We start from the raw sequence: 11,830 nt of genomic DNA on the forward strand, positions 1-11,830 counted from the left end.
TTTTATGTCGCTTTCTCGGATGCGCACGGTTGTTGCGTGCGGTTTCCGTCATCTTGTACCACATGCAAAAGTACCGACCCGAGCTCCTCGGCGGTCAGATTTCGGCACTCGGGAACGTCTGCGCCAAAATTTCGCCATATGAAGTAGTCGCTGGTTTGCGGAGATACGCCCAGCTTTTCGAATACACGAGGCAACGCGGGCACGTGGTCGCCGTAGAAGCAAACGACCGTTTCACGATCAGAGGTGCGCAAATGATCGAGCAAGCGACCAATCATTGCATCCGCATTTTCAATGTGCCGCAAGTATGCTGTCAGGTCGCGCCAACAGGCGTCTTCACCAAGAGTATGCCGTGAAGTCGATTCGCCGGGCAAAACCTGCTCGAGGTGCAGTGGCCCGTGGTTCTCCATCGTCATTGCGAACACAAAGCGCGGGCGGTCACTTCGTTCGTTCAACTTCGAGATAATTGTGTCAGCTACGGCAGAGTCAGCAACGTATGCGCCGACACGTGCCGCACGCTCAAAATGCCTGATATCGAGGAACCGTTCAAAGCCAAGCAACGGAAATACGCGATCACGGCCGAAAAAATCCGCGTAATACGGATGAATCGCAAACGTCGCGTAACCCTCGCGATCGAACCATCTCGCGAGTGACATACACGCGCGCCGAACAAATGCATACGGGTAAAACCGTGCGTAACCCAGCGCAGCAGAAGGAACTCCGGACAACACGGCAAACTCCGTGCGCATGGTGTTCGCCCCCCATGCCGGCACAGTCAACTCACCGAAATACACCGACTCTCGTCGTGCTCGCTCGAACTGCACAAATCCAGATGGTTCAACGGCGTCACACGCGCGCCGAATATCAAAGAAGGACTCGCTCTGAACGACAATCACGTCGGGGCAGCCCGGCAGTACACCTGCAGCAAAAGAACTTGCCGTCGTGGCCTGATGAAAGGCTTCCACCGTCACTCTGCTCAATCCATTCGATAGATACGCAACAAACACAGAAAAAAACCCGTGCCTCGACTGATCCACGCATGGCTCCAGTGAAAGGAGTAGTCGACTGGCGAGCGTTCTAATCGTGATGAACAGCAAGGCCAAAAGCAGCAAGGGCACCCATGCTCCCGCTCGCGAAGCTGCGGGCTCCGCAAAGAAACCACCGATTACGAGCACAACGCCAACCGCAATTGCGACAATCTTGCCAATGCTTAAAAATGGCAAATACAGGCGTGGATGTGAAAAAAGCTGGCTGAAGAGACTCAGATCCGTAAACACGAAAGGCTCGCGCAGCGACTCATATTTTGCGTTGCTGACTGCGACGACCAAACCGACAAGAGCCAATGCGATAAATGCCGAGAAGATCGGGCGAGATGTGATGACCAATACTAAGTCAGCAATCCATATAACCGAAAAAATGTGAAGCAATGACGCCGAAACGGATCGACGCAACCGAACATTCGGCTTCGCCCACCCATCCAAGACAAATGAAAGTGCGATTACGATGGCGATCGCCATCCAGAACGCGCCGTTCAATTGGAGTCCACCTTGCGCGGCACATAAGACAGGCGCGCAAGAATCGCGTCCGCAATCCCGGCTGGCAGCAGAGGCAACAGACGCATGCCAAACACGAGCGGCCCCGGAAACGCAATTTCGGCGCGCTCTACATCAAGCTTGCGTCGAATGTAGGCTGCCGCACGATCGGCTGTCCACATGAAACGCTTGCTCCCGGGAAACACATCGCTCATCGCTGTTTTGATGAACCCGGGAAGTATGATCGAAACACGGATCCCATCACGGGCTAGCAGCGGTCGAATAGAATCCCCATAAGCTTTGATTGCCGCCTTGCTCGCACAATATGCCGGTGAAATAGCCATGCCACGTAATGCCGCAATCGAACTGACCATCGCAACATGGCCCCTGCTACGTTCCCGCATCCGTTCGACAACCGGCAGCACAGCATGTACTACGCCGTAAAAATTGGTGTCCACAATCGAAGCAATTTTCTCTTGCCCCTCCCAATCCGACGCGGACGCGATTGTACTTGCGATGCCTGCATTGGCAATCAGCAAATCAATTGGGTGAATATGATCGAACTGGCGCAACCATTCCGCCAGCGTTGAGGAATCGCGCACGTCAAGGGAGGCCGTCACCACTTCCGCACCTCGCGCGCGGCATGCGACAGCAGTCTCTTCCAGTCGCCGCGCATCTCGCCCAACTAGCCCTAGCATGACTCCAGGCCCAGCGTAGGTTTGCGCCAAGGACCGCCCAAGCCCGGCACTTGCGCCTGTCACTATGATGGAGCGCACAGCCCTGCTAGTCATGCTTTGCCTCGAGACGCTTGATCGCTCCCGCCGTCGCCATAGCAATCCCACTCTGAGTGTAGAAATCACCGTTGATTTGGGTGTGATGCATCACATAGTCAAGAAATGACCGATACAAGTGCATGTCGGGAGGCGCCGCGCTCGACCAGAAATCATCGAGGTCTCCTTGCCAAGTCAAACCTGGAATCCCATATATAGCGGTACCAAGTGCAACCAGCGGTCGATGGTGGTGTAGCGCCGACAATCCAACCGTACTATTGACCACCACGACACCCCTCGCATGCTCGAGTAAGGTCGGCAAGTGCCCTCCGTCAATGAAGTGCAGTCGATCGCCCACTCCTAACACCTCGGCAAGACGCAAAGCATAGCTCCGGTAGTTGATCAATCCTGTGTCGAGTGGATGATTTTTTACGACGAGTCGTGCACCATCGGGAGCGCGGCTTGCAAACGATCGAATCACTCGATCAATGGCGTCTCGAACACCTTCGAACGGAGAATGAACTGCTATCTGAGCGTCGGAATTGAGTTGAAGTGGAAACAAAAAATAGGCGCTTCGCTCAAGAAGCAGTTCGCGCGTCACACGTTCTGCTTCAGCATCATATCCACGTTGGCGAAGCGCACGGGTAGCCAATCCAGCGTATTCGATCAAACCGTTTCGCGGTCGATGACTGCGGTAATGCGGAAAGCGCCTCGCATAGAATGCGTTGGCGCCTCGGTAACGGATATCATGATAAGCGCGCTCGTACAGATTGTAGCCTGTCGCACGAGCTGGCGGACTCGCTGGCGTCACTGCTCGATGAGCCCGGTACCAGTCTGGATCGCGGGGAAGCAGCGAACGGCCGTTGACACCGTAATGCTCAAGGGTAAGCCAATGAGGGCGCACGTACCCCTCCTCGAAGACGCTAACCCGAAGCCCAACCTCCGCCGATATCGGGTGCATGTGCCGATGCACTTCGCGACAATCACCGAACATGACCACGTCGGTGAACGCACCCGACCGCACGATGTTCGCATACCACTCCGGCAACTCATGAGCGTATCCGCTGAAGTTCAACGAGTTGCTCTGACCGTCGTATGCCAAATCTCCACCGCAAAAATTGACACGCTGAACTGCGTGGCCTCGCTCCCTCAGCCCATCGGCTAAACGGCTAAAAAAGGGGGAAGCCGTGCCCTGCAGGGCAAGGAATGAGCGAGACATGCGAGTGGTATAGACGACAGGAAAGGCAACGCAGACGCCTCGGAACCGCCGAGTGTCGCGCCCAAGTAAAGAACGCCGACTTTTGGTCAACACAGTTTTGAGTGCGGACAGAAGAATATCCCATAATCGAAGTGGGATGTATCAATTAGCGTAAAACTGACCTAGATTTGTTGCAGGCTGGCGCCCCCCTGCTGGCGCCCCGCGCGCTGGATCGCTATAATCATCCGCCCACTGAATCATGCAGTTCCCGCCTTCCGGACGGGGCACGTTTCGATGGCCGCCGCACCGCCAACAAAACGAACTACACGCTCAGTGTGACGCAAGTATGTAGAGCGGCGAGAACTCCCCATCTGATCAGCTGTTTTGGTTAGCGGGATTCGCGCCACACCGACCTTCGGCTCCTTGCCATTTTAATGCTCAGCGGTCAACGGCGAAAAAGGGGCGACTTCATCGTGGAAACAAGTTGGAAAATGCATCTACCGGCATGACGACTCCTCCCAGTGACAAGAAAAAGTCACTGATCGAGCGGCTGAGGAAAATTAATCGTCTCTTCGCATTCACCGTATTGGCCCCCACCGCCATTGCGGTGGTTTATTTTGGCTTTGTTGCTTCGGACATTTACATTTCCGAATCCAGATTCGTCGTTCGAGGTGCGCAGCGACAAACACAAACCAGCGTCGTCGGAGCATTACTTCAAGGAACGGGATTCTCGCGCGCCCAAGACGATACGTATCCAGTCATCGATTATATCGAATCACGCGATGCGCTGCGCGAATTAAATCAAAACGATCTCATTGCAGAGGCATACTCCAAGCACGGGGATTTTATTAGTCGTTTTCATAAATTTTTCGACGACAGTTTCGAAGGATTATGGAAGTACTACACATCCCATATCGTGTCAGTCGACTTCGATGCCACATCTGCTATCGCTACCCTGCAGATCCGTGCCTATACAGCGCAGGATGCATCTAAGATTAACGAACGACTTTTGGATATTAGCGAGCGCCTCATTAATCGCATGAACGCACGCGCGGCAACCGATACTGTTCAATTTGCACAGCACGAAGTTGACCTTGCCGCGAAACAAGCAAAAGACGCCGCAGCAGCACTAGCAACCTATCGAAATTCACATACGGTATTCGACCCCGAACGTCAATCTGCACTCCAACTGCAACAAGTCACAAGCCTGCAGACGCAAATGTTCGCCGCTCAGACACGACTCATGCAACTGCAGGCGATTTCACCTCAAAATCCACAAATTCCGGCCCTTCAGTCCAGCATCGATACCATTCAAAAGCAGATAAAAATTGCAACCGGCGATGTCACCGGCGGACAGGACTCCCTGTCTCAAAAGGCGGCCGGATACGCTCGCCTACAACTAGATGCCCAGTTTGCCGATAAGCAATTGGCCTCAGCACTAGCAGCCCTGGAAAATGCTCGAGGAGAGGCAGAACGGCAACAACTTTATCTAGAGCGCCTCGTACAACCCAACACGCCAGACAAAGCTCAAGAGCCGCGTCGCGTCAAACGTGTGATTGAAGTGTTTGCACTCGGAATGCTCGCCTGGGGTATCTTGAGCTTGTTGTTTGCAGGAATTCGTGAACACAGTGACTAAGACACCTAACACATCTTTGCGTCGAGGCGCGGTCGTTCAGACGCGCGTGATATTTGCATTGGTAATGCGAGAAATCATCACGCGCTACGGACGCAGCAATATAGGTTTTCTCTGGCTTTTTTGTGAGCCGATGCTATTTACAATCGGCGTCACATTACTATGGAGCTTTACTAAACATTTACAAAAAGGCCCCATATCCATTGTCGCTTTTGCAATAACAGGATATTCAACCGTCTTACTTTGGCGCAATACGTCCGGGCGATGCGTGCATGCTATCGAGCCGAATCTGTCACTACTCTATCATCGAAACGTCAAGGTCCTTGACGTCCTGCTGGCTCGTATCTTTCTAGAGATCGCCGGGGCGACCGCCTCTTTTACATTGTTGACGCTAGTCAGCTGGTTGCTGGGCCTCACTCATCTCCCAGCGGACATTTCCAAGGTACTCCTTGGCTGGGTTATGACCGCATGGTTTGGTATGTCGCTCGCACTTGTTCTCGGAGCCCTCAGCGAGCGAACAGATCTCGTCGAACGAACCTGGCACACAATCAGCTATTTATTGTTTCCACTTTCCGGCGTACTTTTTATTGTGGATTGGCTCCCAAAGGCTGCTCAAAAATACATTCTACTCCTGCCAATGGTCAACGGAGTAGAGATGATTCGCGAAGGCTACTTCGGTGGAGTTCAGAGATTTCACTACGATCTCCAATATATGCTTTTCGCATGCGCATCTCTGACTTTGATTGGTTTACTCTTAACCAGGATCGCCGAACGGCATCTGGAAATCACATGATCAGACTGGAAAATATTCGCAAGCGATATCGCACACAACATATGCAACGAGATGTGCTGCGGGACGTTAGCGTGACAATAAAAAAAGGCGAAAAACTTGGCATATTGGGTCGCAACGGCGCCGGCAAGTCTACGCTAATTCGCATTATTAGCGGAATTGAAAACCCAACTGCTGGGCACGTCACCCGAAATATGAGCATATCTTGGCCACTCGCCTTTAGCGGTGGATTTCAAGGAAGCTTAACTGGATTAGACAATCTTCGCTTTACCTGTCGGGTCTACGGGATCGACTACAAAAGCGTAATCGATTATGTTCAAGATTTCGCCGAACTCGGGAAATACTTTCGAGAACCCGTAAAATATTATTCAAGTGGGATGCGCGCCCGCCTCGCCTTCGCCTTATCAATGGCCATTGAATTTGATTGCTTCCTAATAGACGAAGTTGTCGCGGTAGGCGATCAGCGATTCAGAGAAAAATGTCATCGAGAGTTATTCGAAAATCGAAAAGATCGCTCAATTATTCTCGTCTCACATGAATTGCATGCAGTGCGAGAATATTGCGACCATGTGTCGATTCTGGATCAAGGCATTCTAAAATCATTCGATAGCATCGACGAAGGCCTCGCCTTTTATGAATCCCTTTAGCTCACTGAGCTTTGTTGGCCATGCAAATTCTTATCGACGGCTTAAATCTTGCACTTGAACAGGGAACCGGCATAAAGACTTATGCCCTCAATCTCGCCGCAACGGCGAAGGAACTAGGCCATTCCGTTCAATTGCTCTACGGAAAAAATGCGTCGACTTCTAGCGACCCCATCGTTAGAGAAGTCACATTTTACGACGCAGCCCTCCCCCGAAAAGGACTGCAATTACTCAAACCGTGGCAATTTACAAGAGACGCAGTCTCTGGATTTTATCCAGTAGATATTCCAAACAATTCCGTCGTCATAAAGAACGCTATTGAAACTCCCGGCTTTGGAGCATACAAAAAATACAACGCCCCCCGATTATTTCAACGAGCGAACGACATATTCCAGGCATTTTCACGCTTCAGCCGAGTACATCTACCTGAAAAAGTGAATATCGCACACTGGACATATCCAATGCCATTACGGGTAGATGGCGCAGCAAATGTGTACACTATTCACGACCTCGTTCCTCTGCGTCTCCCGTACACCACAACAGATAGCAAAAAGCGATTTTATAAGTTGTGCAGGCAAATTGCGGCAACTGCCGATCACATCATAACTGTTTCGGAAGCATCTCGACGAGACATTATCGATATTCTAGGCGTCGACGAAAAGAGAGTTACCAACACGTATCAGGCAGTTCAGCTCAACGCCGCAGATATGCCATCGGATACTGAATCGGCTAGGTTAATAGAGAAAATCTATCACCTCCCTCCAGGTGGCTACTTTTTGTTCTTTGGCGCTATCGAACCCAAAAAGAACGTCAAGAGGCTCGTCGACGCGTTCATTTCGAGCAAGGTCAAAGCGCCTCTTGTAATCATTGGAGCCAAAGCATGGCTATCCGATCGAGAACTGTCGACGCTTGAGGGGCTTCAAAAGGCCGGGCGAGCACCACAGAATATTATTCAACTAGAATATGTTCCAAGAAATATCCTATATGCATTCATCAAGCAAGCTAAGGCTGTTTGCTTCCCATCAATATACGAAGGCTTCGGATTACCGATTATCGAAGCAATGATGTTCGACACCCCAGTGCTTACGTCGAATGTTAGCTGTATGCCAGAAATAGCGGGTGATGCAGCGCTGAAAGTGGACCCATATGCGATACACGAAATCTCTAGAGCGCTCGAACAACTCGACACCAGTGCGACTTTACGTGACGAACTCATAACAAAGGGACGCGAACGCGCCAGCCTTTTTTCAGTCGATCGCTACCAAGCCGAATTGATAAATCTATATAAGAAAATTAGCTAAAATGCCGCAATCACCATTCATTTTAGACCAATTCCCTCGCGAGAGCGAAACCGCCCGACGCGTTATGTCGAGCCGCAGAATATTGTTCGACGGCAATTTCAAGGGCGACTATAGCCTCGCGATTGTTAATCGCGAGCTCGGGAAGGCCTTTGGAAATCTCGGAGTTCGGTGTGATTTTTATCCACACGACCACGATTGGCTCGACGATCCAGCAATAAATTCTGAAGTTGGTATCCGCACCAATTTGCTCTATAGCAAACCGGAAAGTGCCGACTATGACATTCACATTCGAAACACGTGGCCGCCACGCGCGGACGATATGCATGCGAATCTGAATGCGTACGTGTGCTTTGCGTGGGAAGAGACTGAATTACCAGCCAATATCGTTACGCACTTTAACCGTCACCTTGACGTCATCCTCGTGACGGCTAGTTTTGTCAAACAAGCCATGATTTTGTCTGGTATCACCATTCCAATTTGGATTGTTGGAAATGGTTGCGACCATCTGATTAAAAAATCCTCACCGCCCGACACCTCGTCGATCGCTCGCCGCTATCGACGCACTCCGAAGCGTTTTCTTCACATCTCGTCGTGCTTCCCAAGAAAGGGAGCCGAACTCCTTGTCGACGCATTTTGCGAAGAATTTGGCGACAACCCTGAATGGGAGTTGCTTATTAAGACCTTCCCAAATCCGCACAATAAAATAGAAAAATATGTCGCGAAGAAGGGGGACGGCAAGACCGGGCCATCCAACATTAAAGTTATAAATAAAAGTGTCGCAGCAAATGAGATTGCGGCTTTGTACGAGGACGCGATCGCTCTAGTGGCACCTAGCAGAGGCGAAGGGTTTGGTTTACCATTCGCAGAAGCCATGCTCTATGGACTTCCTGTAATTACCACCGGATTTAGCGGGCAAACTGACTTCTGCAACGATCAAACTTCGTGGTTAATTGATTTCACATTGCAACCGTCTAACGCGCACGTATCCGGCCCCAATAGCCTATGGGCCCAACCGGATATATCTGATTTGCGTCGGAAGCTACGCGAAGCTGGAAACAATCCCCAAGTCGCCGCAGCGAAATCCATTGCCGCGTACTCAATGGTCAGCGAGCACTTCACCTGGGAAAAAGTAGCCAAACGATCCATACTTTGCCTTATATATCCCGACCTCGGTGCCACGAAATTGCCTGAAATCAATATCGACTTGGTAAGCACTTGGCAGCAAGTGTGCGGCATCGCAACCTATGCGGAACATCTCTATACGACTCGCGCACTGTCAACTCGAACGAAAAATATATTCGCCCGTAGACTACACGGCGACGAACTCCCTTTTCCGCGTGAAGCTTTGGCCGATGCTCAAATCATTCGGCCGTGGGGATATACTAGCACCGAAATTCAGGCACTTTGCTCCGAGATAGATAGATCTCGAAACAATACAATTTGGATTCAACATCACCCTGGATTTTTTTCTGCGGAAGATGGCGCTCGCCTGATGAGCGCGATGAAGCGTGCGAAATACAAAACAAAGCTCATTACGCTTCATAACGTGAAGGATATGGATATCGAAAAATCAGCCTGGCTGACTGACTTCGACGCCATTTTTGTTCACACGGCAAATGATGCGGCCTTGCTTTCAAGTGGCAGACTAAAAAATATCTATGTTATACCTCACGGGATTTTAAATTTTCCGGACGGCGCGCACTCGCAGCCCAAAGACGAATTTACCGTTGGGACATTCGGTTTTCTGTACCCTCACAAGAAAATACTGAATTTACTGGCCGCAGCGCGCATTGCTCGCGAGTACATTCCAAATATTCGACTTAAGTTACTGACCGCCGTTAGAGCCGATACAAAATCAAGACTTGAACGGGCTACTGTTGAGACATATATCGACATGTATGCGATGACGGATTATGTCGAATCAAGTTTTGATTTTCTCGAAGAGGATCAAATCATTCGCGAGCTCTCCGAATGCAATGTCCTCGTCTTTCCCTATGACGAATCCACAGAATCTGCAACTGGAGCAGGAAGAATTGCCGTATCCACAAAGCGGCCGCTGCTTTCTTCCCGTTCGTCTGTACTCAGAGATCTCCACGATTATTCTCATGTTTTAAAGAACAACTCACCCGAATACATCGCGGAAACATTAATACAATTAAGCATCAACCCATCCGTACTCCACCTTCACGACAAAAAGCGAAACGACTACCTAGCGCTAAACGACTACGAATCCATCGCAAACCGATATTTGTCGATAATAAGTCAAATTGCAAATTAAATTAATCATGGAAACTAAAGACACCATACGCGCAGCGGATTTCGGCCTCGCACCCAACGAATTTGTTCGTCGTGTTTTTAAAGTAAAATTCGATCGTGACATTGACGAACTTGAAGATCAAATCAACTTTCTTGCATACCAACTCATGCAAGGAGTACCTCGCCTTGAAATTATTTCTGCCGTCGAGCGTTTAGCGCAAGGGCGAATCGGCGACAATGGGACTATCCCGAATTCACTAAGTCAACTCGAGCCCCCCTTTCTCAATGCCGACATTTTAGAGGCATTTTCGCCTGAAGATAACGAGGCATTTATCGATCTATGCTGCGATCGCATGCTTGGAAAAAGACTCCCTGCCGCGCTGCGTATCCAATCGTCTTTTGAACTTCGCAAAGGTTCGATTACGCGCAAGGATTTCATCAACTCGCTATTGAAATTCGCGAATTTCGATGGGAAAAATATTAATTTATTCGAGTTCGGAGCCAGCGCCAAGACTATTGAGCTGCAGCAGCATGTCATCAATGACGGTATCCTCGATGGTCAATACGTATTCGCTCGCCGATATCAGAATGGTCTTAGCGTGTTCAGCGCCGATGGTTGGCACCAAAAATTAGGGATCTCTGATATCAACCACCATATTCATCCTGGATGGTTGTTCTCCGGCCCCAAAAAGAATCTGCCCGCGGGAAAATGGGTAATTAGTCTCGACTGCGCACAAGGATCAAATGATCAACTTGTTCTCGACGTGGTAGCAGATTGTGGTTTAACCAATCTATTAGATGTCACACTTGAAGGATCGTGTGTCGCCAATTTCTCATTCCAAATCAAGCCAGAACATTCATTCATCGAGATTAGGCTACGGCGCACTGACAGAAGTGGAACGGGTATCGTTCGTGTCAATAATTTCAGCGTGATCCGAGGGGAAACGTAATGAATGCACTTCTTGTTCGCCTGCGATCTAGCCGAAAACCTACTCCGTATCGATCTGCGCTCGCAACTGCGGAACAGGAAATGCGAATGCGGGCATGGAGTAATGCAGCTGATGCGTATCAACGAGCATTTGATCTTTCGCCCAAGTCCGTGGAGCTTCTGGTACAGATCGGGCATTGCAAAAAGGAGTTGGGAGATTTTGCGTCTGCGGCATCTCATTACAACAAATATCTCACGATTCGTCCGAATGATGTTTCGGTTCGCGATCACTTGAGCTTCGTTATTGGGCGTCAGCGCGCTACGACGCCCATTGGGGATGTATCTTCCGAGAAATCTCATATTTCTCCTGGCGCAGTGACGGAGCGGGAAAAGGCGCTCGCCCTGCTGTCGGCCAAGCATTGGAAAGCAGCCGCAAAAGCACTCGAATTCCTATGCGGCGACGAAAATGAGAACCACGATGATCTATGGTGCCTTCTCGGTCACGCACGGAAAGAGTCCGCTGATTTCGACGGCGCGAAAGACGCTTATCAACGCTATCTTCATTATGCTTGCACATATTCGCCTGAAAAAATATCCGATGCATATTTACAGCTTGGACACCTCTGTAAAGTTGAAGGAGATTATCGGATGGCTTTCGATTTTTACATCAAAGCCACTGAACATATAGGTGATAGCAACGATCGAGGCGCTGATGAAATCGAAAATGAGTTACGCGAACTCGCCACCCTATTATTTCCGACATTCTCACCGATCAAATAAG

General features: G+C 50.1%; 10 protein-coding genes. 7 read left to right on the forward strand and 3 right to left on the reverse strand.

All coding sequences use genetic code 11. From position 1 onward, the window contains the following. Positions 1-2 precede the first annotated feature (2 nt). The 3 genes from ACTJLD_RS18505 to ACTJLD_RS18515 are packed head-to-tail and all read right to left on the reverse strand — an operon-like array spanning position 3 to position 3,518. The gene (locus ACTJLD_RS18505; RefSeq protein ID WP_334010118.1) at positions 3-1,514 is read right to left on the reverse strand and encodes an LTA synthase family protein; all 1,512 of its coding nucleotides are present in this window, start codon (positions 1,512-1,514) and stop codon (positions 3-5) included. A 14-nt stretch (positions 1,515-1,528) separates the two neighbouring features. Next, entirely contained in the window at positions 1,529-2,320 is a 792-nt protein-coding gene (locus ACTJLD_RS18510) for an SDR family NAD(P)-dependent oxidoreductase (protein WP_175853400.1), read from the reverse strand. Continuing rightward, the gene (locus ACTJLD_RS18515) at positions 2,313-3,518 is read right to left on the reverse strand and encodes a capsule biosynthesis protein (protein WP_175853402.1); all 1,206 of its coding nucleotides are present in this window, start codon (positions 3,516-3,518) and stop codon (positions 2,313-2,315) included. Before ACTJLD_RS18515 ends, ACTJLD_RS18510 begins: the two co-directional genes overlap by 8 nt. 484 nt (positions 3,519-4,002) lie before the next feature. On the opposite strand from ACTJLD_RS18515, the gene ACTJLD_RS18520 reads away from it, so the two are divergent. From ACTJLD_RS18520 to ACTJLD_RS18550, 7 genes are read left to right on the forward strand one after another with little or no spacing between them, the layout of a single operon-like run. Further along, positions 4,003-5,133 (forward strand): hypothetical protein, encoded by a 1,131-nt coding sequence (locus tag ACTJLD_RS18520; RefSeq protein ID WP_175853469.1) that lies wholly within the window; start codon positions 4,003-4,005, stop codon positions 5,131-5,133. Next, positions 5,117-5,923 (forward strand): ABC transporter permease, encoded by an 807-nt coding sequence (locus tag ACTJLD_RS18525; protein ID WP_226257436.1) that lies wholly within the window; start codon positions 5,117-5,119, stop codon positions 5,921-5,923. Before ACTJLD_RS18520 ends, ACTJLD_RS18525 begins: the two co-directional genes overlap by 17 nt. Continuing rightward, positions 5,920-6,567 carry an ABC transporter ATP-binding protein gene (locus ACTJLD_RS18530; RefSeq protein ID WP_175853404.1) on the forward strand — a complete coding sequence of 216 codons (648 nt, stop codon included), beginning with the start codon at positions 5,920-5,922 and terminating at the stop codon, positions 6,565-6,567. The genes ACTJLD_RS18525 and ACTJLD_RS18530 overlap by 4 nt, the downstream gene beginning before the upstream one ends. A gap of 20 nt (positions 6,568-6,587) precedes the next feature. Further along, positions 6,588-7,865: a glycosyltransferase family 4 protein gene (locus ACTJLD_RS18535; RefSeq protein ID WP_440659413.1), complete on the forward strand. Its 1,278-nt coding sequence runs from the start codon at positions 6,588-6,590 to the stop codon at positions 7,863-7,865. Position 7,866: 1 nt separating this feature from the next. After that, on the forward strand, positions 7,867-10,143 hold the full coding sequence (locus tag ACTJLD_RS18540; protein WP_440659414.1) for a glycosyltransferase family 4 protein: 2,277 nt from the start codon (positions 7,867-7,869) through the stop codon (positions 10,141-10,143). 7 nt (positions 10,144-10,150) lie between these two features. Further along, a complete protein-coding gene (locus ACTJLD_RS18545) occupies positions 10,151-11,071 on the forward strand; it encodes a hypothetical protein (RefSeq protein ID WP_334010110.1) in 921 nt (306 codons plus the stop codon). Further along, positions 11,071-11,829 carry a hypothetical protein gene (locus ACTJLD_RS18550; RefSeq protein WP_440659415.1) on the forward strand — a complete coding sequence of 253 codons (759 nt, stop codon included), beginning with the start codon at positions 11,071-11,073 and terminating at the stop codon, positions 11,827-11,829. The genes ACTJLD_RS18545 and ACTJLD_RS18550 overlap by 1 nt, the downstream gene beginning before the upstream one ends. The last annotated feature ends 1 nt before the right edge of the window (position 11,830 follow it).

This window comes from Burkholderia sp. 22088 (assembly GCF_052045915.1).
Lineage (GTDB): Bacteria > Pseudomonadota > Gammaproteobacteria > Burkholderiales > Burkholderiaceae > Burkholderia > Burkholderia cepacia.